The 23,400-nt window shown below is 71.0% G+C and carries 24 protein-coding genes; 19 read left to right on the forward strand and 5 right to left on the reverse strand.

Annotated elements, in window-relative coordinates:
- On the forward strand, positions 1-132 hold a 132-nt coding region (locus OEB99_RS15085), incomplete at its 5' end, for an integrase core domain-containing protein (RefSeq protein ID WP_263578290.1).
- On the opposite strand, the gene OEB99_RS15090 is transcribed toward OEB99_RS15085, so the two are convergent.
- Both OEB99_RS15090 and OEB99_RS15095 read right to left on the reverse strand, forming a co-directional pair.
- Positions 129-437, reverse strand: coding sequence for a Dabb family protein (locus OEB99_RS15090; RefSeq protein ID WP_263578112.1), 309 nt, complete (start codon positions 435-437; stop codon positions 129-131). The two genes, OEB99_RS15085 and OEB99_RS15090, sit on opposite strands and share 4 nt — an antisense overlap.
- Before the next feature lie 67 nt (positions 438-504).
- Positions 505-1,512 (reverse strand): LacI family DNA-binding transcriptional regulator, encoded by a 1,008-nt coding sequence (locus OEB99_RS15095; protein WP_263578113.1) that lies wholly within the window; start codon positions 1,510-1,512, stop codon positions 505-507.
- 151 nt (positions 1,513-1,663) lie between these two features.
- On the opposite strand from OEB99_RS15095, the gene OEB99_RS15100 reads away from it, so the two are divergent.
- From OEB99_RS15100 to OEB99_RS15120, 5 genes are all read left to right on the forward strand, one after another.
- On the forward strand, positions 1,664-3,076 hold the full coding sequence (locus tag OEB99_RS15100) for an ABC transporter substrate-binding protein (protein WP_263578114.1): 1,413 nt from the start codon (positions 1,664-1,666) through the stop codon (positions 3,074-3,076).
- Positions 3,077-3,179: 103 nt separating this feature from the next.
- Entirely contained in the window at positions 3,180-4,010 is an 831-nt protein-coding gene (locus OEB99_RS15105) for a carbohydrate ABC transporter permease (RefSeq protein ID WP_263578115.1), read from the forward strand.
- 2 nt (positions 4,011-4,012) lie between these two features.
- Complete coding sequence (locus tag OEB99_RS15110) at positions 4,013-4,933, forward strand: carbohydrate ABC transporter permease (RefSeq protein WP_263578116.1); 921 nt, start codon at positions 4,013-4,015, stop codon at positions 4,931-4,933.
- Between the two features lie 50 nt (positions 4,934-4,983).
- Entirely contained in the window at positions 4,984-7,074 is a 2,091-nt protein-coding gene (locus OEB99_RS15115) for a glycoside hydrolase family 2 protein (protein ID WP_263578117.1), read from the forward strand.
- Complete coding sequence (locus tag OEB99_RS15120) at positions 7,074-8,822, forward strand: glycoside hydrolase family 2 protein (RefSeq protein ID WP_263578118.1); 1,749 nt, start codon at positions 7,074-7,076, stop codon at positions 8,820-8,822. Before OEB99_RS15115 ends, OEB99_RS15120 begins: the two co-directional genes overlap by 1 nt.
- Here OEB99_RS15120 and OEB99_RS15125 read toward each other — a convergent pair.
- A complete protein-coding gene (locus OEB99_RS15125) occupies positions 8,797-9,924 on the reverse strand; it encodes a serine hydrolase domain-containing protein (RefSeq protein WP_263578119.1) in 1,128 nt (375 codons plus the stop codon). The two genes, OEB99_RS15120 and OEB99_RS15125, sit on opposite strands and share 26 nt — an antisense overlap.
- A 227-nt stretch (positions 9,925-10,151) precedes the next feature.
- On the opposite strand from OEB99_RS15125, the gene OEB99_RS15130 reads away from it, so the two are divergent.
- The 13 genes from OEB99_RS15130 to OEB99_RS15190 all read left to right on the forward strand — a co-directional run bounded on the left by OEB99_RS15130 (position 10,152) and on the right by OEB99_RS15190 (position 21,800).
- Positions 10,152-10,595: a DUF2809 domain-containing protein gene (locus OEB99_RS15130; protein WP_263578120.1), complete on the forward strand. Its 444-nt coding sequence runs from the start codon at positions 10,152-10,154 to the stop codon at positions 10,593-10,595.
- A 165-nt stretch (positions 10,596-10,760) separates the two neighbouring features.
- Positions 10,761-11,666 (forward strand): alpha/beta fold hydrolase, encoded by a 906-nt coding sequence (locus OEB99_RS15135; RefSeq protein ID WP_263578121.1) that lies wholly within the window; start codon positions 10,761-10,763, stop codon positions 11,664-11,666.
- A 228-nt stretch (positions 11,667-11,894) separates the two neighbouring features.
- A complete protein-coding gene (locus tag OEB99_RS15140; RefSeq protein WP_263578122.1) occupies positions 11,895-12,368 on the forward strand; it encodes a DUF1097 domain-containing protein in 474 nt (157 codons plus the stop codon).
- A gap of 108 nt (positions 12,369-12,476) precedes the next feature.
- The gene (locus OEB99_RS15145; protein WP_263578123.1) at positions 12,477-13,235 is read left to right on the forward strand and encodes a GntR family transcriptional regulator; all 759 of its coding nucleotides are present in this window, start codon (positions 12,477-12,479) and stop codon (positions 13,233-13,235) included.
- A gap of 143 nt (positions 13,236-13,378) precedes the next feature.
- Positions 13,379-14,101 carry a deoxyribose-phosphate aldolase gene (gene deoC, locus OEB99_RS15150; RefSeq protein ID WP_263578124.1) on the forward strand — a complete coding sequence of 241 codons (723 nt, stop codon included), beginning with the start codon at positions 13,379-13,381 and terminating at the stop codon, positions 14,099-14,101.
- 57 nt (positions 14,102-14,158) lie between these two features.
- Entirely contained in the window at positions 14,159-14,866 is a 708-nt protein-coding gene (gene deoC / locus OEB99_RS15155) for a deoxyribose-phosphate aldolase (protein WP_263578125.1), read from the forward strand.
- Positions 14,867-14,886: 20 nt separating this feature from the next.
- Positions 14,887-16,413 carry a xylulokinase gene (locus tag OEB99_RS15160; RefSeq protein ID WP_263578126.1) on the forward strand — a complete coding sequence of 509 codons (1,527 nt, stop codon included), beginning with the start codon at positions 14,887-14,889 and terminating at the stop codon, positions 16,411-16,413.
- Between the two features lie 47 nt (positions 16,414-16,460).
- A complete protein-coding gene (locus tag OEB99_RS15165; RefSeq protein WP_263578127.1) occupies positions 16,461-17,330 on the forward strand; it encodes a class II fructose-bisphosphate aldolase in 870 nt (289 codons plus the stop codon).
- A complete protein-coding gene (locus OEB99_RS15170; RefSeq protein WP_263578128.1) occupies positions 17,327-18,100 on the forward strand; it encodes an HAD-IA family hydrolase in 774 nt (257 codons plus the stop codon). Before OEB99_RS15165 ends, OEB99_RS15170 begins: the two co-directional genes overlap by 4 nt.
- 98 nt (positions 18,101-18,198) lie before the next feature.
- Positions 18,199-19,548: a beta/alpha barrel domain-containing protein gene (locus OEB99_RS15175; protein WP_263578129.1), complete on the forward strand. Its 1,350-nt coding sequence runs from the start codon at positions 18,199-18,201 to the stop codon at positions 19,546-19,548.
- Between the two features lie 10 nt (positions 19,549-19,558).
- Positions 19,559-20,002, forward strand: coding sequence for an RpiB/LacA/LacB family sugar-phosphate isomerase (locus OEB99_RS15180; RefSeq protein WP_263578130.1), 444 nt, complete (start codon positions 19,559-19,561; stop codon positions 20,000-20,002).
- The gene (locus tag OEB99_RS15185; RefSeq protein WP_263578131.1) at positions 19,999-20,865 is read left to right on the forward strand and encodes a transketolase; all 867 of its coding nucleotides are present in this window, start codon (positions 19,999-20,001) and stop codon (positions 20,863-20,865) included. Before OEB99_RS15180 ends, OEB99_RS15185 begins: the two co-directional genes overlap by 4 nt.
- Positions 20,862-21,800 (forward strand): transketolase family protein, encoded by a 939-nt coding sequence (locus tag OEB99_RS15190; RefSeq protein WP_263578132.1) that lies wholly within the window; start codon positions 20,862-20,864, stop codon positions 21,798-21,800. Before OEB99_RS15185 ends, OEB99_RS15190 begins: the two co-directional genes overlap by 4 nt.
- A gap of 15 nt (positions 21,801-21,815) precedes the next feature.
- Here OEB99_RS15190 and OEB99_RS15195 read toward each other — a convergent pair whose 3' ends face one another.
- Together OEB99_RS15195 and OEB99_RS15200 are read right to left on the reverse strand one after the other, a co-directional pair.
- Entirely contained in the window at positions 21,816-23,030 is a 1,215-nt protein-coding gene (locus OEB99_RS15195; RefSeq protein ID WP_263578133.1) for a serine hydrolase domain-containing protein, read from the reverse strand.
- Positions 23,031-23,130: 100 nt separating this feature from the next.
- Positions 23,131-23,382: a hypothetical protein gene (locus tag OEB99_RS15200; RefSeq protein ID WP_263578134.1), complete on the reverse strand. Its 252-nt coding sequence runs from the start codon at positions 23,380-23,382 to the stop codon at positions 23,131-23,133.
- Between the last annotated feature and the right edge of the window lie 18 nt (positions 23,383-23,400).

The following is a 23,400-nucleotide window of genomic DNA, read 5'->3' on the forward strand; positions in this document are numbered from 1 at the left end:
ACCAGCGACGAGACCCGCGCCGCGGCCTACCCTGCCTGGCTACACCACTACAACCACCACCGACCCCACACCGGCATCGGCGGCGCCGTCCCCTCAGACCGCGTTCACAACCTCACGAGGAACTACATCTAGCCCGCGACGTCGAAGACCGTGACCGTCGCGGCGTGCGCGCCGAGGAAGTCCGCGACCACCCGGTGGTCCGGGTGCGGGAGGTAGGCCTCGACCGACTCGGGGCCGGCGAACAGGATCGCCATGGCCCAGTCGGTGCGCCCCTCCAGGCCCTCGATGCTGACGCTCGGACCGCGGTGGATCGAGAGCACCCCGTCGAGGTGTCGCAGCTGGGTGTCGACCAGCCGTGACGCCTCGTCGCCGACGCCCTCGGGGCTTCCGAGGGCCCACTCGACCAGCACCATGTGCATCACGGACGCCACAGTCACCACTCCTCGTCGACATCGGCAGCGAGCCCAGTCAATACCGGTCGGCGTGGGCCGCGCGGGCGGTTCGTCAGGGCGTCCCGGAGGTCGACTGCCGCACGACGAGCTCGCTGGGCGCGACCAGGTCGACCGCGGCCAGCTCGCGGTCGCCGATCCGGGCGATCAGCCGGTCGACCGCCTGCCGGGCGATGTACTCCTTGTCGGGGGAGATGGTGGTCAGCGGCGGGTGGGAGAAGCGGCCGTCCTCGATGTCGTCGATGCCCACCACGGCGACGTCCTCGGGGATCCGCAGGCCGCGCGTGTGCAGCGTGTGCATCGCGCCGAGCGCGAGGACGTCCGAGTAGCAGAACACCGCGTCCGGCGGTTCCCCCTGGTCCAGCAGCCGGGCCATGGCCTCGGCGCCGTCGGCGCGGTGGAAGCGGCGCGTGCTCTCGATCAGTGCGGGGTCGACGGCCTGCCCCGCGTCGCGCAGCGCCGTGGTGTAGCCGAGGGTGCGCAGGCGGGCGGTGTCGTGGTCGTCCTGCGCCCCGATGGCGGCGATGCGTGTGCGCCCGAGGTCGATCAGGTGCTGGACCGCGGTCCGTGCGGCGGCGACGTTGTCGATCGCGACGTGGTCGAACGCGCTCTCGAAGCTGCGCTCGCCGAGGAGGACCACCGGGCGCGCCTGGGAGATGCTGCGGACGTCGGAGAGCCCGATCTCGACCGCCGAGAAGATGATGCCGTCGAAGAGTGTGGAGTCCTGGTCGGCGGCGAACACCCGGCGCTCGGCGCTCTCGGCGGCATCGGTCTGCTCGAGCATGACGCGGTAGTCGTGCCGCTCGGCCGCGGCGATCGTGGCGCGCGCGAGCTCGGCGAAGTACGGCTGGTCGAGCTCGGGGACGACGAGCGCGATCATCCCGGTGCGGCCGCGCCGAAGGTTCCGGGCGGCGGCGTTGGGCCGGTAGCCGAGCTCGGCGATGGCCTGCTCGACCCGCGCCCGAGTCGCGTCGGCGACCCGCGTGGTACCCGTGACGACGTTCGACACCGTGCGGGGTGAGACGCCCGCCCGCCGTGCCACGTCCTTCACTGTCGCAGCCATGATCAGCTCCTCGCACTGCCACGTTGCAAAATCGTGACTTGCTCACGTTGCAATCGACATAGTAGCCTCTTTGCCACGTTGCAAGACACCTGAACTTCCCGGTCGATCGCATTCGACCGACCGGTCCCGTACAGCACACGAAGGAGTGGACATGGGATGGGTGCACAGCACGCAGCGCCGTGGCAGGCGCGCTGCGTTGGTCTCCGGCGCCGTGATCGGCGTCGTCGCGCTCGCGGCCTGCGGAGGACCCTCGGTCTCGGCCGGCGACGAGTCGAGTGCGGACCCCGGCAGCGGGACGACCAGCGCGACGGAGGCGCCCGAGGGCGTGCTCACCGTGCCGGCCGACTTCGCTCCCGAGGGTGAGATCACCATCTGGGACCGCAGCGGCGACCTGTTCCAGGTCTTCGACACCGTGATCGCCAGGTTCAACGAGAAGTACCCGAACATCACGGTGAACCACGTCGCGGTCGACATCGACGCGAAGCTCTCGAACACCCTGATCTCCGGGACGGATGTGCCGGACGGCACGTTCGTCGACGACTCGAAGGTGTCGAGCCTGTCGGAGTACCTCTACGACCTGAGCGAGGTCCTCGCGCCGTACCAGGAGGACATCGTCTCCCAGAAGCTCGACGTCACGAGCAACGACGGACGCTTCTACGGCGTGCCCTGGGACCTCGACCCCGGCCTGCTCTACTACCGGGCCTCGATCCTCGAGGCCGCAGGCATCGACCCGGACTCCATCGCCACCTACGACGACCTCCTCGACGCCGCACGCGCGATCAAGGAGCAGAACCCCGACAGCACGCCGATCCGGCTCGAGTCGGGTGCCTACCTCGGCCAGATGTGGCTGGAGATGTTCGCCAACCAGGACGGCACGAGCATGGTCGACGCCGACGGCAACCTCCGTCTCGACTCGCCCGAGTACGAGCAGATCCTGGGCTTCCTGCAGACCGTGGTGTCCGAGGACCTCGGCGCGAAGGTCGAGTACATGTCGCCGACCGACATCGCGTCGCTGGACGACGGCACGTTCGCCTTCGTCCCGTGGGCGATCTGGTGGGACTACGTCGCCCAGCAGAACCTGACCACGTCCCAGGGCGACTGGCGCGCCATGCTCCTGCCGGCCTGGAGCGAGGGCGGGGCGCGGAGCGGCGCCATGGGCGGCTCGAGCTTCGCGATCCCGAAGGACGCGGAGAACCCTGAGCTGGCCTGGCTCTTCTACGAGTTCCTGGTCTTCGACGAGCAGGGCTACACCACCGTCTACGGGCCGAACGACATCTACCCCGGCGGCCTCAACACGTCGATCCCGAGCTACCAGCCGGCGCTCGACCCCGGGACCCCGCTCTACGAGCCGATCGACGCCCTCGGCGGCCAGGACCTGTGGGCGGTCGCCACGACGGCCGCCGACGAGATGCCCGGCAGCGTCCCGACGCCCTCGTGGTGGCCGAGTGCCGTGGACTACCTCGGCAACAACCTCCAGCGGCTCCTCGACGGAACGATGACACCGGACGAGGTCATCGCCGACTCGACCGAGCAGATCCAGACCAACCTCGTCGACCGGAACTGATCTGCTGATGTCACTCACCCAGGCGGTCACCCGCCGTGGGGGAAGCGGGACCCCGCGGTTGCGGTCGCTCCGGCGGCCGCAACCGCGGCGCATCGCCCCCTACGTGTTCGTCGCGCCGTTCCTCCTGCTGTTCGTGGCCTTCGGCGTGTACCCGATGCTCTTCGCGCTGCGACTCAGCTTCACCAACTGGCACGGCGGGGCCGACGCGCAGTGGATCGGGCTGGACAACTACGTCTACCTGCTGCAGAACCCCCTGTTCTGGCAGTCGCTCGGCAACTCGGCCGTGCTCTGGCTGCTCGTGGTCCCGGCCCAGCTGGCGCTCGGCCTGGTCACCGCGGTCGCGCTGGACAACGCGAAGATGCGCGGGCGGGGCTTCTTCCGGGTGGCCCTGCTCATCCCGTACGTCACGCCCGTCGTGGCGATGGCCCAGGTCTGGATCATCGCGTTCGACCGCGACTACGGGGTCGTGAACGCCGCGCTCGGCGTGCTCGGCCTGCCGGACATCGGGTGGTTGACCACGACCACGTGGGCCAAGCCGACGATCGCCCTGCTGTTCTTCTGGAAGACCACCGGCTTCGTGATCATCATCATGCTCTCCGGGCTCCAGTCGATCCCGCACGAGCTCTACGAGGCCGCCGCGCTCGACGGCGCCGGCCGGACCCGGCAGCTCGTCCAGATGACCGTGCCCCTGATGGCCCGGACGGTGATGTTCATCGTGGTCGTGCAGACGCTCGGGATCTTCCAGATGTTCGCCGAGCCGTTCGTGGTCACCGAGGGCGGTCCGTACAGCTCGACGACGACCGCCGGGCTCTACCTCTACAAGCACATCCAGGTCAGCGACCTCGGCACCGGTGCGGCGAACTCCTTCCTGCTCGTCGTGATCCTCGTCGCCATGTCCGTGGCCACCGTGCGACTCGTGCGACCGAGGGACTGACCATGGCCAACGACACTCTCCTCGCACCGACGGCCAGGCCGGCCCTGGCTCCTCGCCGTCGACGCCGCACGACCAGCGTGGATCGCGCCCCGTCCTGGCTGACCTGGGCCTTCGTCGCGGCCCTGACCGTGGCGTTCCTCGTCCCGGTCCTCTGGGCAGTGCTCTCCGCGTTCAAGCCGGCCGGCCAGATCGTCAGCCAGCCGCTGAGCTTCGACCTGAGCCAGGCGACCACCGAGAACTTCGCCAAGATGTTCCGGGACGTGCCGATCTGGACCGGGTTCGGCAACACCGCGATCGTCCTGGTCGTCAAGGGCGGCCTGACGATGTTCTTCGCGCCGCTCGCCGGCTACGCGTTCGCGAAGTACGAGTTCCCCGGCAAGAACTTCCTGTTCGGCGCCGTCCTCGCGACGCTCATGCTGCCGATCGTCGTGCTGATCATCCCGCTGCTGCTGGAGATGAAGATCCTCGGCTGGGTCAACACCTACTGGGGGCTGATCCTGCCCGGCGCGATCGACGCGTTCGCGATCTTCTGGATGCGGCAGACCATCGCCGCCGTCCCCGACGAGCTGCTCGACGCCGCGCGCATCGACGGCTGCGGGGAGTTCGGGATCTTCTGGCGCATCGTCGTGCCGGTCATCCGGCCCGGCCTCGCGGGGCTGGCTGTGCTGACCACGATGAACATCTACAACGACTTCGTCTGGCCGGTCATCGTCACGAGCTCCGAACGGATGCAGACCCTCCAGGTGGTGCTGTCCTCGCTCGCGGCGAACATCACCGGCCAGACCATCACGGCGGACTTCGCCACCGTCTGGGGCGAGCTCCTCGCGGCGAGCGCCGTGGCGATGGTGCCCCTGCTCATCGCGTTCCTCGTGCTCCAGAAGCACTTCGTCAACGGCATCCTCGCCGGCTCGGTCAAGGGATGACCGGGCCCGCGAGCAACCAGTCCTCGCACCACGAGCACTCAGGGAGAGATGTGAGCACCACCGTTCCCCGGCCCGAGTACCCACGCCCGGACCGCGATCGTTCCCACGACTGGCGCACCCTCAACGGCCGGTGGGACTTCGTCGCCGACCCGATCGGCACGCTCGGCTACGACGAGGCGTCGACGGTGGCGACGACCGAGCACGTCGTCGTGCCGTTCGCGTGGGAGACGCCGGCGTCCGGTGTCGAGCGCACCTGGCTCGAGACCGCCTGGTACCGGCGCGACCTCGACGTGCCGGCCGAGTGGCGCGACCGTCGGGTGTTCCTCTGCTTCGGTGCGGTGCACCACGAGGCGCGCGTCTGGGTGGCGGGCGCGCTGGTCGCCACCCACGTCGGAGGGCACGCGCCGTTCGAGGTCGACGTGACCGATCACGTCCGGTTCGGCGGGAGCGTGCCGGTGGTCGTGCGCGTCTGGGCGCCGAACGACCAGCGGCTGATCGCGCACGGCAAGCAGCGTTCGCTGCCGCCGGACGACTTCGACGGCGTGCAGTTCACGCCGAGCTCGGGGATCTGGCAGACGGTGTGGCTGGAGCCCCGCGCCGCCACGTTCGCGGACCTGGTCGCGCTGCGCGGCGACAGCCTCGAGGCGATCGACGCGCAGGTCCGGCTGGTCGGGCCGCACCGCGCCGGTGCGAGCGTGCGGATCGCCGTCTCGGACGGGCCCGAGGCAAGCGTCGTCACCGGGGAGGACGGCACCGCGAGCACGTCGCTGCCGCTCGCGTCGCCCCGCCTGTGGTCGCCGGCGGACCCGCATCTGTACCAGGTCACGGTGACGGTCGACGGCCCGGACGGTCGCGACCAGGTCGTCTCGTGGGTCGGCCTGCGGCGGGTGGCGCGGCGCGCCGGGTACGTCGAGCTCAACGGCGAGCCGGTCTACCTGCGCGGCGTCCTCGACCAGGGGTACTGGCCGGGCACCGGCATCACCGCGCCCTCGGACGAGGCACTCGTCGAGGACCTGCGGCTCGCGTTCGACTGCGGCTTCAACCTCGTGCGCAAGCACATCAAGCTCGAGGAGCCGCGCTGGCTGCACCACGCCGACCGGATGGGGATGCTGGTCTGGGAGGAGCCGCCCTGCACGAGCCGGTACGACGAGTCGATCGTGGACGTCATCGGCGACCAGCTGCCGGTGATGGTCGATCGGGACGGTAACCACCCGTCGATCGTGATCTGGGGTCTCTACAACGAGGAGTGGGGCTTCGACTGGGCGGTCGACCAGCAGCCCGTCATGCAGGACGCGATCCGCGCGACCCGCGCCCGTCTGGACGCCCTGGACACCTCGCGCCTCGTGGTGGACAACTCGGGCTGGTCGCACGTCGACACGGACCTGCTCGACTGGCACCTGTACGTCGACGACATCGCCACCTGGAGCCGCTGGGTGGCCGAGCTCGCGAACGGGGAGCGTTCGGCCCTGTCGATGCCGCTCGGCCCGGACTGGCGGGTGGACAAGCCGCTCGTGGTCCCCGGTGTCACGCTCGCTGCGGACACGCCGTTGATCAACTCGGAGTATGCGACCGGGTACACGAACTACGAGCGGGCCTGGCAGACCCGGTGGCAGACCCAGGAGATGCGCCGCCACGACCGGATCGCCGGGTACATCTACTGCGAGCTGACCGACATCGAGCACGAGACCGCCGGCATCTACTATTTCGACCGGCTGCTCAAGGACCACGCGGGCCTGCGGCTCGCCGACGTCCACGCGCCCACGACGCTCGTCTTCGACGTCGAGCCGGTGAAGCCGGGGGTCGACGTCGAGGCAGACCCTGCCGGCCGCACGGTGGAGGTCCGGGTGTCCCACCACGGGACGCAGGCGGTGTCGGGCGAGCTGGTGGTCGCATGGCTCCCCGCGCACGCACCGCTCGGTGAGCTGCCACCGGTCGCCGCCGCGAAGGCCGACGTCGTGGCCGAGCCGTACCGGGTGAGCGACCCGGTGACCGTCAAGGTGTCGTCGAGCCCGCTCGGGCCGTGGTCGCGGCTCGGCTTCTGGTTGGTGGAACCCGGGGCGTCGAACGCGGTGGCGCGCGGCTTCCTCGACGTCGGTGTCGTCGAGCCCCCGGTCGGCCTGTCGGCCACGAGGGGCGCCTGATGGCCGGCTACCCGCGCCCCCAGCTGGTCCGGGAGCAGTGGGAGCTGCTCGACGGGCAGTGGGAGTACGAGGCCGACCCGATGGACGTCGGGGTCGGCCGGGGGTGGTCGGACCCGTCGCGCCGGCCGGCGGGTCGCATCGCGGTGCCGTACCCGCCGGAGTCGCCGCTGTCCGGGGTGGGTGTCGACGGCCCGTCGGTGCACTGGTACCGGCGCGAGTGCGAGATCGCACCGCGCGGTGACGGACGGGTCCTGCTGCACCTGGAAGCGGTGGACTTCGAGGCGGACGTGTGGGTCAACGGCATCCACGTCGCGCACCACGTCGGCGGCTTCACCCCGATCCGGGCCGACGTCACCGACGCGCTCGTCGAGGACGGCCCGCAGGTGGTGACGGTCCGCGCCCGCGACGAGCGGACGGACCTCGAGCAGCCGCGCGGCAAGCAGGACTGGCAGAAGGAGCCGCACGAGATCTGGTACGAGCGGACCAGCGGCCTGTGGCGGGACGTGTGGTGGGAGCAGGTGCCGGCGACCCGGATCGACACGCTCCGCTGGCTGCCTGACCCGGCCTCGGGCACGGTCGGCCTCGAGGTCACGGTCGTGGGTCCGGCCCGCGAGGGTCTGGTGGCCGAGTGCGTGCTCGCGGTCGGCGCGGACGAGCTCGTCACGGTCACGGGGAACGTCCAGAAGGGCACGGCCCGGCTCACCGCCGAGCTGCCCGGGGACGTCGCCTCGCTGCGGTGGACCCCGGAGACGCCGGTCCTCCTCGACGCGACGGTCCGGCTGCGCGGGGTGGACGCCGTGCTCGACGAGGTCGGCTCCTACCTGGGACTGCGCTCGGTCGGCACGGGTGACGGCGCCTTCCTGCTCAACGGCGAGCCCTACTACCTGCGGCTCGTGCTCGCGCAGGGCTACTGGCCCGACTCGCACCTCGCGCAGCCGGACGACGAGGCGCACCGCCACGAGGCAGAGCTGGTGAAGGCCCTCGGCTTCAACGGGCTGCGCATGCACCAGACGACGGCCGACCCGCGCTTCCTCGCCTGGTGCGACCGGATCGGGCTCCTGGTGTGGGACGAGTCGCCGTCGGCCTTCGCCTACTCGGCGCGCGCACTGACCATGACGCTCGCCCAGCTGGCGGAGATGGTCCAGCGGGACGTCAACCACCCGTCGGTCTGCGCCTGGGTCCCGTTCAACGAGAGCTGGGGTGTGGAGCACGTGGCGACCGACCCGCGTCAGCAGGCCGCCGTCGAGGCCGGCTACCAGCTGCTGCGGGCGCTCGACGGCACGCGCCCGGTGCTCGGCAACGACGGCTGGGAGTACACGGTCGGGGATGTCGTCGGCATCCACGACTACGGCCACGACCCCACCGCGTTCGCCGACCGGTACGCGAACCTCCCGGAGGCGGTGCGCACCGGCCGGGTCAGTGACCGGCCGATCGCGATCCGGCCGGTGGATGCCGCGACGCCCGTGGTGCTGTCGGAGTTCGGCGGGTTCACGCTCTCGGCCGACGAGCGTGCGTGGGACGCCTACGGTGCCGTCGGGTCGGGGAACGAGCTGCTGGCCGAGCTGGCCGCGCTGGTCGACGCCGTGGTCGCGGTCGAGGGGCTCGCGGGCTTCTGCTACACCCAGCTCACCGACACGCGCCAGGAGACCAACGGTCTGCTCACCGAGGACCGGGTGCCGAAGGCCGACCCCGACGCGATCGCGGAGATCATCCGGCGGTCGGTCAGGGCTCCGGCAGCCCCGCGATGAAGTTCGCCACGAGGTTGAGGTTGGCCTTCTCGATCGCCCAGGGGCCGTCGCCGTTCTGCGCGTAGAGCGGGTCGGCGGTGAGCACGACGACGAGGTCCTGCTCGGGCAGGACGGCGATCTGCTGGCCGCCGTGGCCCCAGGCGAGGTCGTAGGTCCAGGGGCCGGCGTCGATCAGCCACCACTGGTAGCCGTAGGAGGAGTGCCAGTTGGGGCCGACGGCGTAGTACCAGGCGTCCTCGGTGTACTTCTGCCAGGACTGCTCGATCCAGTCGGCGGGGATCACCTGGCGTCCGTCGTAGACCCCGCCGTCGAGGTAGGTCTGGCCGAACCGGGCCATCTCGCGCGCGGACAGGGTGAGCTCCGTGTAGCCCAGCCGGTACCCGGCCCAGTCCACCTGCCAACGACCGGGCGTGGTGTCCAGCGGGTCGAAGAGGTGCTCGGTGGCGAAGCCCATCAAGTCCTCGGAGTCACACGCCCGGGCCACGATGATCGCCAGCAGGTGCGAGGACAGGTTCGAGTAGTCCCAGCCGCTGCCGGGGTCACGCTTCAGCGGGACGTCGACCAGGTTGGCCGGCTCGAAGCCGTGGTAGAGCAGCTCCATGCCCTCGGCCGAGGCCTCGAGCCACGGGTAGCCGGCTCTCATCTGGAGCAGGTCGCGGACGGTGATCTCGTCCTTGCGGGGGTCGTCGAGGCGGGCCTCGAGCTCCGGGAAGTAGGTCATCATCGGCTCGTCGAGGCTGGGCAGGCACCCGTCCTCGAGTGCCAGGCCGACCAGCGCCCCGGTGTAGCTCTTGGTCACCGACTGGACGTTCGTGCTCTGCTGCGGGCTGCCCACGCGGTAGTACTCCTCCGCGACGAGGTAGCCGTTCTTGATCACGAGCAGGCTGTAGATCGTCTCCAGGTGGGCGGCGCGCCAGTAGAGGTCGGCGACCAGGTCGGGGTCGAGGTCCTGGGCCTCGGGGGTCGAGACCTGCCAGCCCTCGACGTCGGGTCCGGGGGCGTAGTCGACCGCGGCGAGCTGTTCGGGCGTCGGGTCGGGTTCGCCGCCGCAGGCCGCCAGGGCCACCGTGGCAGGCAGCGCGCAGGCGAGCGTCGCGACCATCGCGCGGAGACTCCTGGCCGGAAGCCCGCCGGGCGAGAGCCTCCGGGGCGGGAGTCGGCGCGTCGGTGACCGCCCGGTCCGAGCGCGCGGTGCGGCCGTGGTCGGTGGGGTCATCGGGATCGCCTCCTCGCGATCGGGCCCGTCCGCCGGCGGCAGACTCCCACCGTGGCACCCAGGCGGCCGCTGCCCAGGGACGAACGGCCCGCGGGCGCGGCTAGGCTCGCGCGATGCGTGAGCCGTCCTCGCCGGAACGTCGGGTGCTGTCGCGACGGGCGAGCGCGGTCGCCGCGGCGGTGGTCCTCGCCGTCGAGGTCGTCATCGCAACGGTCCTGCGGGACGTCTCGTGGGTCCGCAACGAGCTGGGCGACGTGCTGGCCGTGATGGGCGTCTTCTTCGTATTCACCGCGGCGCTGCCCGACCCGTGGCGTCGGCGCAGCGCCGGAGTCGCGGCTGCCGCCGTCGCGGTCGGTCTCGCCGTGGAGGCCGCGCAGTGGGCTCGGCTCGGTGACCTGCTGGGCCTCGCACCCGGCAGCCTCGCCGCGATCGTGCTGGGCAGCACCGCGAGCGCCGTGGACGTGCTGATGTACGCCCTGGGCGGGGTGCTGGCGTGGGCCGCCTCGCGCGGACTGGCCCGCGTGCGGCGGCGAGAAGCCATCACGATCACCACTTGAACGTACTTGTACAGAGTGGTCTACCCTTGATAATGTCAGCCCTGCTCGACGGCGCGGGACTCCCGCGCCGCGCCTCACCGCCGAGGCGGCATCAGCAACCTCGCGCGGAGACGGGTTCGGCACGCACGTGCCGGACCGGCTTGGACACGACGAGGAGGTTGGGAGATGCCGGAGATCACGCGCGGGAAGGTGGACGCGAACGGCCTGAGCTTCGAGTACCTGCAGGCTGGTGAGGGCCCCCTGGCCCTGTGCCTCCACGGGTTCCCGGACACGCCGTTCACGTACCGCCACCTGCTCACGGAGCTCGCCGAGGCGGGCTTCCACGCGGTCGCACCGTTCATCCGGGGCTACGCCCCGACCGAGCTGCCGCCGCTGCGCAGCCACGTGCACAGCAGCGTCATGGTCGCCGACGCGATCGCGCTCGGCCGCGCGCTCGGTGGTGACAAGGACGCCGTCCTCGTCGCGCACGACTGGTCGGCCGTGGCGGCGTGGGGCGCGCTGAGCAGGGCTCCCGAGCTGTGGGGTCGCTCGGTGATCATCAACATCCCGCCGTTCGAGGTCTTCGGCGAGAACGTCGCGAAGTTCGCGCAGATCAAGCGCGCCTTCTACTTCTGGTTCCTGCAGAACAACCGGATGATCATCGACAAGATCCAGCACAACGACTTCGAGCTGATCAAGGACCTGTGGGGCGAGTGGTCGCCGGGCTTCGACGCGACCGAAGAGCTCGTGCACGTGCGCGAGGCGCTGCCGACGCCCGAGCACATCCAGACCGCGATCAGCTACTACTCGGCCAACTTCCACCCGGAGCAGTTCGGGTCGGCCGCGTGGGCCGGCGAGCAGGAGGCGTCGTGGGCGGGCAAGGTCCCGCAGCCGGTGCTCTACCTGCACGGCACGCAGGACGGGTGCCACATGGTCACCGACGCGCAGCTCGACTACATCTGCGACTACGCGGGCCCGGGCTCGGAGGCGTCCTGGGTCGACGGTGTCGGCCACTTCATGCTGGTCGAGCAGCCGGCCGCGGTGAACGCCACGGTGATGGACTGGCTGAAGCGCACGGCGCCGGTCGGCTGACCGACGCACGCCTGGCCGGTCCGAGCGGCCGGCGGGCTGAGAACACTCGCGGGGTGCCGTCCTCGCGCCGCTCAGGGTGCCGAGCGGCGCGGGGCCCGCACCCGCGAGCCACGACGGTGCGGGCGCAACGGGGCTGCCCGCCGTCAAGCGGGCGGCTGTGCCGCCGACGTGTCGCCGCAACGGTGCGGCGCACGCCCCTCGACGGGGCATGAGCCACTTGGAGCAATCGTGGATCCTCTTCTCTCGATCGGAATCGGCATCGGCGTGCTCGCCGGGGTCTGGACGCAGGTCAGCGCCCTGCTCGCGCTGCCGACCTGGATCGCCTTCATCTCGTGGGCGGCCTTCTACGCCGCAGGGGGCAAGACGCAGGGCCTCCTCAAGGTCCTCCCGACGACGCTGTCCGGCGTCCTGTGGGGCTTCCTGATGGTCCAGCTCGGCGGCCTGATCGGCGGAACGGTCGGGCTCGCCATCGCCATCGCCGTCCTGGCCGTCCTCATGGTCGTCCAGGCCAAGTGGTCGGTGCTGGCCTTCGTGCCGGGTGCCTTCGCGGGTGCGGCGTCGTACTTCGGCAGCGGCCTGCAGTGGCGCGAGACCGTGATCTGCCTCGTGGTGGGCGCGCTCGCCGGCTGGTTGTCCGAGGCTGCGGCGACGTGGCTGCAGGGCCTTGGCCGCCGCCGGGCCGAGGCCGAGCCGGCGGCCTGAGATCAGGCGAGCCCGGGTGGAGTGCTGCGCGCCGCCACCCGGGTTCGCCGCCCCCGTCGTGGCGGCTCGCTTCGCACCGTCCGCGGGGTCTAGAGTCCTTGTCTAGACATGACAAGTGCGAAGGGGGACGACGTGGAGGACGTGCTGCAGCGCGACTCGTCGGTGCCGCTGTATGCGCAGCTCGAGGCCATCCTCCGGGCGAAGATCGCCTCGGGGGAGTGGGCCCCGAACCGCCGGATCCCCTCGGAGAACGAGCTCAACCGGATCTACGGGTTGAGCAGGATGACCGCCCGTGGCGTGCTGACGACGCTGGTCAACGAGGGCCTGCTGTTCCGCGTCCAGGGGAAGGGCACCTACGTCGCACCCCCCAAGATCAACACCGTGTCGCCCGCTTATCGCGGAGTGCGCGAGCAGCTCGAGGCGATGGGGTACGAGACCACCACGGAGCTCGTCGAGATCGGCATCGGTGACGTGCCCGAGTCCGTCCGGTCGCGACTCAAGGTGGGTCCGGACGACGACGTCTTCCACATCCATCGGGTGCGTTCGGTCCAAGGGGAGCCGATCAGCTCCCACCACTCGTTCGTCCCCGCGGCGCTCGCGCCCGGGCTGCCCGACCGGGACGTCGTCACCGAGCAGCTCTGCGTGGTCCTGGACGAGTCCTACGGGCTGCAGATGCGTCGGGTCCACGAGGAGCTCGAGGCGATCTCGGCCTCGCGCGACCACGCGCGCGACCTGAAGGTCCGCACCGGGACGCCGGTCCTGCTCCTCCAGGACCTCATCGCCGACGGCAACGACCGGCCGTTCGAGTTCTCGCGCATCGTCTTCCGGGGCGACAAGGTGCGGTTGAGCTTCGACTACAGCTTCTAGCCGCGACAGCGCCCGGCGAACAGGTTCGGTCGCTTGACTCCCCGCTTTAATGCGTGTACTTGTATGTACAGGTTAGTTCATGACTACGACCTTCAGCCGACGGTGACGTCGGGATGAGGGGCCGGCGGAATCACAGAGGAGTGATGGCAATGGTCGATCTCGCTGCCGTGGACGCGTGGGAGCTCGGCAAGGCGTTCGACCACTCGGTCCTCCCGAAGGACACCACCGAGGAGAAGATCCGCCAGGGCTGCCGTGAGGCGAAGGCGTACAACTGCGCGGCGTTCTACTCGTCCTCGCCGTACTGGACGCCCGTCGTGTGCGAGGAGCTGGCCGGGACCGACGTCCGTCCGGCCGCCGCCGTCGCCTTCCCGTTCGGGTCGGCGACCGCAGCGATGAAGGCACGTGAGACCGACGAGGCCGTGGCCCTCGGCTGCACCGCCGTCGACGTCGTGATGAACATCGGCGCACTCAAGAGCGGGCGGACCTCGGACGTCGCGGCCGAGCTGCGGGACTTCAAGGACGCCGCCGGCGGGGCCCTCACGAAGGTGATCCTGGAGACCGCGTTCCTGAGCCCCGACGAGATCGCCACCGGCTGCAAGCTGATCGCCGACGCGGGCATCGACTACGCCAAGACGTCGTCCGGCCAGTTCGAGGGCCCGTCGATGGAGCACCTCCTGCTGATGAAGGCGACGCTCGAGGGCACGCCTGTGAAGCTCAAGGTCGCCGGCGTGAAGTTCCCCCGCCCGCAGAACGCCTACGCGTTCCTGCTCGCCGGCGCGGACCTGATCGGGACGCGCGCCGTCCCCGAGATCATCGACGCGCTGCAGAGCATGCGTGCGATCGGCCTGGTCCCGGCCCGGCGCTGACGGCTCCCGTCCCACCTCGGCCGGAGATCCCGGCCCTTCGTCACCCGAGAGGCATCGATGCTGACCCCAGAGCTGTTCGCCAAGGTCTTCGACATGGCCGTCCTGGCGCCTGACACCCGAGAGGCCGCGATCCGCGCGGCGTGCGCGCAGGCGAAGGACGTCGACGTCGCTGCGCTCTACACCAACCCGTGCTGGACGCCGGTCGTAGCCGACGAGCTCGCCGGCTCCGGCGTCCGCACCGGAGTCGCGCTCGGGTTCCCGTACGGCACCACGACCCTGCGCACGAAGCTGGCCGAGGCCGAGGAGGCGCTCGCCGCGGGGGGCACGGCGCTGGACATGGTGATCAACATCGGCGCGCTCAAGGACGGCAACCTCGCCCTGGTGCGCGACGAGGTACGCGGGCTGGTCGAGCTGTGCCGCGGGCGCGCCCTGGCGAAGGTGATCTACGAGGTCTGCTTCCTCAGCGACGACGAGATCCGCACCCTCACCGGCATCTGCGTCGAGGAGGGCGTCGACTGGATCAAGACCTCGACGGGCTCCCAGGGACTGCCGGACGCGCACCACCTCGAGGTGATGAAGGAGGGGCTGGTCGGCAGCACGACGCAGCTCAAGCTCTCCGGGGTGCCGCGGCAGTTCACCCTGGCCGCGTGCCTCTGGATGCTCGACATGGGCGTCACGCTCATCGGCACCCGCTCTGCGCCGCGGCTCGTCGACGAGTACCGCGAGCACCTCGCTCGCCTGACCACATCCACTGTGCACGACTGAGAACGCTGGAGGGCACTTCAATGCCGAAGTACCTGGTGGGGATCGATGAAGGCACGACCGGCTGCAAGACGTGCGTCTTCGACGTCGACGGCAACGTGCTGGGACAGGACTACCGCGAGTACCCGTGCCACTACCCGCGCCCGGGGTGGGTCGAGCAGGTGCCCGAGGAGATCACCCCGGCGCTCTTCGCGTCGTGCAAGGCGGCGGTCGAGCGGTCGGGCGTCGACCCGGCGGACATCGTCGCGCTCGCCCTGGCGACCCAAGGGGCCGTGATCGGTCTGCTGGACGAGGACGGCGAGCTGATCAGGCCCTTCGTGGGGTGGCAGGACCTCAGGGGTGAGGAGTCGGTCGACCAGATCACGGATCGGATCCCCGTCCCGGAGTACTACGCGATCACCGGCGACCCGCTCGGGTTCGTGTTCTCGACCACGAAGCTCGCCTGGCTGCGCGAGCACGAGCCGGAGAACTGGGCGCGCACCGCGCTGTTCTCGACCCACATGGACTACTTCATGCGCCAGTTCGGAGCGCAGGAGTACTGGACCGACATCTCCTCGGCGAGCCGCGAGGGCATGTTCGACGTGGACAACCACGAGTGGTCCCAGCGCGTGCACGACGTGCTCGGCATCCCGCTGAGCAAGCGCGCGAAGATCGCGCTCGAGCCGGGCAAGGTCGTCGGCACGCTCCCGGCGCACGTCGCCGCCCAGACCGGCCTGGCCGAGGGCACGCTGCTGTGCATCGGTGCGCACGACCAGAACGCGTCGACGTTCGGTGCCGGTGCGGTGCGCGACGGGACCGCCGTGATGGTGGTGGGCACCTTCGGCTCCTGCTTCGTGGTGACCGACAAGCCCGTCCGCGACCCCGACGGCAAGCTTGTGGTCAAGGGCAACCATGGCGTGGGGAACTGGACGATCGAGGGCTTCTCGAACGCCTCGGCGTCCTCGTTCCGGTGGTACCGGGACGTGTTCGGTGACCTCGAGTCCGCTGCGGCGAGGACCGTCGGCGTCGACCCCTACGAGCTGATCTGCGCCGAGGCCGAGCACGCCGAGCCCGGTGCCGGGGGAGTCACGTTCCTGCCGTACCTCCAGGGCGCGGCGGGAGCCCGCCTCAACGCCGACGCACGCGGGTGCTTCGTCGGGATGTCCTTGGGGACCACGAAGGCCCAGATGGCCCGGGCCGTGCTCGAGGGCATCACCTTCGAGATGCGCGACGTGCTCGAGGCCGAGGCGAAGGCCGGGATCACCGTGGAGACCATCCGCCTGACCGGCGGCGCGGCGAAGTCGCCGTTCTGGTGCCAGCTGATGGCCGACGTGTTCGGCAAGCCGATCGAGTTGCTCCAGACCACGGAGACCGGCTGCCTCGGGGCGGCGCTCTACGCGGGGATCGGCGCCGGCATCTACGCGGGCCCGCACGACGCGGTCGACCGAGCGGTGACGACCACGGCGGTCTACCACCCGGACCCGTCGCGGGCCGCCGTCTACGACGAGGCGTTCGGTCGCTTCGTCCGCATCTACGAGGCGCTCGACGGCACGGTGTTCGGCGCGTCCTGACGGGCGATTGCCGAGCGCCCCGGCGCGCGAACGAAGGAGGAGAGCAGATGAGGCGCTCGACACTGGCCATGGTCCGCGACGCGCACGACAACGGGTACGCCGTGCCGGCGTTCAACGTGGTGGACGACCTGAGCCTCCGCGCGGTGGTCGATGCCGCGGAGGAGGCCGGCTCACCCGTGATCATCCAGGCCTCGCTCAAGACCGCGCGATCGATCGGCGTCGAGCTGCTCACCGAGATGTTCGACGCCGCGACCGCTCGCTGCCGGGTCGACACGGCACTCCACCTCGACCACTGCCCGGACCTGTCGATGATCGAGCGGGTCGTGGCGGCCCGGTGGTCGTCGGTGCTCTTCGACGCGTCGGACCGCGACCTCGGTCAGGCGGTCGCCGAGACCTCGGCGGTGGTCGGGCTCGCGCACGCCGCGGGGGTGGACGTGGAGTCGGAGATCGAGAACATCGTCGGCGTCGAGGACGGCGTGGGCTCGGACGTGATCGTGCACAGCTACTCCGTCGAGCAGCTGGCCGACGCGATCCGGACGACCGGCGCCGACCTCATCGCGCCGCAGCTGGGCACCGCGCACGGTGCGTACCACGGGCGCCCGACCCTGCTGCCGCACCGGGTGCGCGAGCTGCGCGAGCTGGTCGACTGCCCGGTGGTCCTGCACGGCGGCACCGGTCTGACCGAGGCCGAGTTCCGGTCGCTCATCGCGGCCGGCGTCTCGAAGATCAACATCTCGACCGCCGTCAAGCACGCCTACATGGACTCGGCCTACCACTTCCTGAAGAAGGCCCGGGCGAAGGACGAGTGGGACCCGCCGTCGCTGTTCCGGAGCATCGCGGGGGAGATCCGTGCGGTGGCCCTGCGGCACTTCGACATCTTCGGTTCGGCGGGGCGCTCACCCGGGGTGCAGTCGTGACGACCTGCCTGCTCTTCGACTGCGACGGCGTGCTCGCGGACACCGAGCGCGACGGCCACCTGGTCGCCTTCAACCGCATGTTCGCCGAGCTGGGCGTCCCGTTGCGGTGGTCCGACGAGGAGTATGCGCGGCTCGTCCGGATCGGTGGCGGGAAGGAGCGCCTGGCCGCGGCGATGACGCCCGAGGTCGCCGAGCGACTGGGTCTTCGCAACGCCGACGCCGTGGCGCGGGCGATCGCCGGCTGGCACCGGCGCAAGAGCGACCTCTACCGCGAGCTCGTCGCCTCCGGGGCGGTGCCGGCGCGACCGGGGGTGCGCCGTCTCGTCGCCGAGGCCGTCGCGGCGGGGTGGCAGGTGGCGGTCGCCTCGACGTCGGCGCCGGGCTCCGTGCTCGCGGTGCTCGAGCATGCTGTCGGCCCCGCCCTCGCGGCCGAGGTGCGGGTGTTCGCGGGTGACGTGGTGCCGCGCAAGAAGCCGTCGCCGGACATCTACCTGCACGCGCTCGCCGAGCTCGGCGGGTCGCCCGGCGATGCGGTGGTGGTCGAGGACAGCGGGATCGGCCTCGCGGCCGCGCGCGCGGCGGGGCTCCCGGTCGTGGTGACCGTCTCGTCCTACACCGTCGACGACGACGTCACGGGCGCGTCGCTCGTGCTGAGCGATCTCGGCGAGCCGGGGGCGCCGGGCCGGGTGCTGGACGACCCGCTCGACCTGAAGCCCGGGGCCGTCGACGTCGCGCTGCTGCGCGAGGTCATCGCGGCCGGCGCCGGGTAGGGGCAGCAGCCCGATCGGGCGATCTCGCTGGACCATCGTGGTATAGACAAGTATATTCAGCAACAGCGCATGAAGCGCTCGGACGCGATGGAGGCCTGATGTTGACCGTCAACCAGCACACCACCGGCGACGGCCAGCTCGGGCTGCGGACCACGTTCGCCGCGCTCGACCTCGCCCCGGCCCGGGGCCACGAGGAGGTTCTCTCCCGGGTCGGACGCCTCGAGGTCGACCCCGGGCAGGTCGCCCTGATGCGGGAGCACGCGCGCGCCGTGGCCGGCAGCGACCGGTTCCACGACGTGCTCCGCACGTTCCCCACCCCGGCGGGGGAGACACCCCCGGGGTTCCGCATCGAGGCCGCACTGCTCGCCGACGGGCTGCTCGAGGTCGACCTCGTCCGGGACATCGGCTACGGCCGCAACGGTGAGCGCAGGCCGACCGGCGTCATCTTCTCGGCCGACTCGGCGAACCCCTACGAGGTCGCGCCGGTCGCGGGCCTGCTCGGGAACCTCACCTGCAACCCCGGCATCGTCTACGACCTCTTCATCAACAACCCGGACGCCAACATCGGCCACCAGTTCACGACGCTCGAGGAAGTGATGGGCGAGCTCGGGTCGGTCCTCGGGCCGGGTGCCGACGTCAGCGTCGAGCTCGAGAACCCGTTCGAGGACGACTTCGACCGCATCCTCGCCGAGATCGAACCCTACGAGCGGCTGCTCTCGCGGTACCGGCTCGTGGTGAAGGTGCCGCACACCGGGCCGGTGAACGCGGGCAACGTCTCCCGGCTCCTCACCGGCGACGGCCGACTCCCGGACTGGTACGCCGACGCGCGCACCGAGGACTCGTTCCGGTCCCACAACCTCGCGCTCCGGCTGCGCGAGCACGGGTACCGGATCAACTACACGCTGATGTTCGAGCCCTACCAGGCGGCGCTCGCGCTGCAGGCGAAGCCCTACTTCATCAACGCCTTCGTGCGCCACCGGCTGGGCCAGAGCATGCGCATCCGGGAGCTCGTCGAGCTGTACCACCGCACCCACGACCGTCGTCACCTGGAGGCCCTGCGCACCTACCTGGTGGGCGTGGACCACCTCAGCGAGGAGAGCCCGGTACGGGACCTGGTGGACGTCCTGGAGTACGCCGAGGACCTCCTCGACTACCGCCGCCTCGGGGACGCGGAGGGCGCGGACGGCCTGGACAGCCTGCGGCACAGCCTGCGGCTGCTCAAGCAGTGCCACCTCGACGACACCCGGATCATCGTGTGCTCGATGGAGGGACCGCGGAACTACCCGGACATCGACAAGCTCACCGTCGACCCCGAGTTCGCCGACGTGATCGACCGCCTCATCATCACGGCCGAGCCGGCCTACCTGGCGCGGTTCGCGTCGGCGAGCCACGTCGTGTCCTACCAGCGCCGCTTCATGGCCGCCGCCGCGACCAGCGTGCACGTGTGAGGAGGCCGCGATGATCATCGGATTCGGCTCCGACCCGAACGCGTCCGACCTGCGGGCGGCACTGATGGGCCATGCGGTCGCCCTCGGGCACCACGTCGTGGACCTCGGCTCGGACGACCCCGTGTACGCCCACACCGCGGTGCGCGTGGCGGAGGAGGTCGTGGCGGGCCGACTCGATCGCGGGGTGCTGCTCTGCGGTACCGGCATCGGGATGTCGATCGCCGCGAACAAGGTCGACGGCGCCTACTGCGCCCTGGTGGCCGACAGCTACCAGGCGCGTCGCGCCCAGCTCAGCAACAACGCGAACCTGATCGCCGTCGGTGCCCTCGTCACGGGCCCCGAGCTGGCGAAGGTCCTGCTCGAGGAGTACCTGAGCCACGAGTTCGACCCGGGCTCGAGGAGCGCGGTCAAGGTCGACGCGATCCGCAGCTACGAGAGCCGGGCCACCGCGTGAGTGCCGTCCAGGAGCGTCGACCGGTCGCGGACCTCGCGCTCGCGGCCGCACGGGCGCGAAGGTTCGTCCTGCGCATGCTCGAGGCCTCGCCGGCCGGGCACGTCGGCGGGGCGCTGTCGGCGATCGACCTGGTGACCGCCCTCTACACGAGGGCCCTGCGGGTCGACCCCGACGACCCGCGCGCGCCGGGGCGGGACCGGTTCCTGCTCTCGGCCGGCCACAAGGCGCTCGCGCAGTACGCGGTGCTCGCGCTGACCGGCTTCTTCCCGCCGGACCTGCTCGACACCTACGGGGCGACCGGCAGCGCCCTGGGCGGGCACCCGGACATGGCCAAGCTCCCGGGCATCGAGGCCAACACCGGTGCGCTCGGCCACGGGCTCCCGCTCGCGGTCGGCATGGCCCTCGGCCTGAGGCGATCGCAGTCGGGCAGCCGCGTCGTCGTCCTGCTCGGTGACGGTGAGCTCGCCGAAGGGTCCAACTGGGAGGGCGCAGCCGTCGCATCCCACCACAGGCTGTCGAACCTCGTGGCGATCGTGGACGTCAACGGTCTGCAGATCGGCGGGCCGACGGCTCAGGTGATGGGCATGGAGCCGATCGCCGAGAAGTTCCGCGCGTTCGGCTGGGTCGTGACCGAGGTCGACGGCCACGACCTCGACGGGATCCTCGACGTCCTCGACCGCCTGCCGTTCGCTCCCGACGCTCCGAGCGCGATCATCGCCACCACCTGCAAGGGGAAGGGGATCACGGCGATCGAGGGCACCGTCGGCTCGCACTACTGGAAGCCGTCGGCGGCCGAGCTCGCCGACGCCGTCCGCGAGGCCGACGCGGCCGTCACGTCGCTCGAGCGGGAGGTCGCGTCGTGACGGTGCTGGTGGACCCGCGCGCGACGTTCGGCGCTGCCGTGACCGAGGTCGCTGCGCACGACCCGCGAGTGGCTGTGGTCTCCACCGACAGCGGCGGGTCGTCGGGCTTCGGCGACTTCGCGCGGCTCTACCCCGAGCGGTACCTGGAGGTCGGGATCCTCGAGCAGGGCGCGACCGGCGTGGCCGCCGGGCTCGCCACCACCGGCGCGGTCCCGGTGTTCTGCGCGATCGCGCCCTTCGTGACCTGCCGCAACTTCGAGGCCGTGCGGAACGACCTCGGCTACATGCGGCAGAACGTCAAGGTGGTCGGCCGCAACGGCGGCCTGACGTACGCCGACCTCGGGCCCACGCACCATTCGCTCGAGGACTACGCGCTGATGCGGATGATCCCCGGGATGGTCGTGCTCGCGCCGCAGGACGCCGGCGAGATCCGCGGTGCGGTGCGCGCGATGCTCGAGCACGACGGTCCGGTGTACATGCGCATCGGCGGCCCTGCGGTGCCGTCCCTCTTCGCGGACGACGACTTCGAGATCGGGCGGGCGCGGCACCTGCGGACCGGCGAGGACCTCACGGTCGTGTCGACCGGGTACGTCACGCCGGCGGTGCTGGAGGCGGTCGACGGACTCGCGTCCGAAGGCATCGCCGCGGACCTGCTCGGGCTCGGAACCGTCGAGCCGCTCGACCAGGAGGCGATCCTTGCCTCGGCCCTGCGGACCGGCGTCGTCGTCACCGTCGAGGAGCACTACGTCCGTGGGGGCCTCGGCGGTGCGGTCAGCGAGCTGCTCGCGGAGGTGCCCGGTGTGCAGGTGCACCGGATCGGCGTCCGCCACGGGTACGTCTCGACCGGCCGGTACGTCGAGCTGCTCGCGGCGGCCGGCCTCGACGCCCCGGGGCTGACCAGCCGGATCCGGGAGATCGCACACGGCGGGCGGTAGCCACCACCGTGCCCGTCAGCCCTCCGGGATCCCGGCGACGAAGTTCGCCACGAGGTTGAGGTTGGCCTTCTCGATCCCCCAGGGGCCGTCGCCGTGCTCGTCCCAGAGCGGATCGGCCTTGAGCACGACGACGAGGTCCTCCTCGGGCAGGACGGCGATCTGCTGGCCGCCGTGGCCCCAGGCGAGGTCGTAGGTCCAGGGGCCGGCGTCGATCAGCCACCACTGGTAGCCGTAGGAGGAGTGCCAGTTCGGGCCGACGGCGTAGTACCAGGCGTCCTCGGTGTACTTCTGCCAGGACTGCTCGATCCAGTCGGTGGGGATCACCTGGCGTCCGTCGTGGACCCCGCCGTCGAGGTAGGTCTGGCCGAACCGGGCCATCTCGCGCGCGGACAGCGACAGGTCGGCGTGGCCGTGCCGGTAGCCGGCCCGGTCGGCCATCCACTGCTCGGGCTCGATGCCGAGCGGGTCGAACAGGTGCTCGGTGGCGAAGTCCATCAGGTCCTCGCACGCCCGGGCGACGATGATCGCCAGCAGGTGCGAGGACAGGTTCGAGTAGTCCCAGCCGCTGCCGGGGTCACGCTTCAGCGGGACGTCGACGAGGCTTGCCGGCGTGAAGCGGCTGTAAAGCAGCTCCATGCCCTCCGCGGTGGCTTCCTCCCAGGGGTACCCGGCCCGCATCTGGAGCAGCTGGCGGATCGTGATCTCGGTCTTGCGCGGGTCGTCGAGCTGGGCCTCGAGCTCGGGGAAGTACGTGATCATCGGCTCGTCGAGGCTCGGGAGGCAGCCTTCGTCGAGCGCGATCCCCACCAGCGCCCCGGTGTAGCTCTTGGTCACCGACGCCACGGCGCTGTGCTGGGTCGGGCTGCCTGTCCGGTAGTACTCCTCCGCGACGAGGTAGCCGTTCTTGATCACGAGCAGGCTGTAGATCGTCTCCAGGTTGGCGGCGCGCCAGTAGAGGTCGGCGACCAGGTCGGGGTCGAGGCCCTGGGCCTCGGGGGTCGAGACCTGCCAGCCCTCGACGTCGGGTCCGGGGGCGTAGTCGACCGCGGCGAGCTGTTCGGGCGTCGGGTCGGGTTCGCCGCCGCAGGCCGCCAGGGCCACCGTGGCAGGCAGCGCGCAGGCGAGCGTCGCGGCGATCGCGCGGAGCCTCCGGGCCGCGAGCGGTCGGGGCGGGCGCCGCCGGGACCCCGGCCGGCCGATCCGGGCGCGCCGACGCGCCGTGGGGGTCATGGGATCGCCTCCTCGCGATCGGGCCCGTCCGCCGGCGGCAGATCCCTACCGTCGCACGCGGGTGCCCGACCGAAGGGGACGATCGTCCCCGAGGTGCGAGCTACCCCGCGGAGGGCTCGGGCGAACCCTCGGCCCGAGCCCGGAGCAGGTCGCGTCGGGAGAGCAGCGCGAAGGCGATCGCCGCGAGCACCCAGACGACGGCGAACCAGCGTTCGGCGCTCCCGCCGCCGCCGTCCGGCGAGGCCTCGAACAGCACCTCGAACCAGTCCGGTACCAGGACAGTGAGGACCGCGAGCACCGAGGCGACGGCCGCGAGGGCCGCCTCGATCAGGCTGCGTGCACGAGCGGACATGTCGGCGTCCTCTCTTCG

Source organism: Actinotalea endophytica, assembly GCF_025717005.1.
Lineage (GTDB): Bacteria > Actinomycetota > Actinomycetes > Actinomycetales > Cellulomonadaceae > Actinotalea.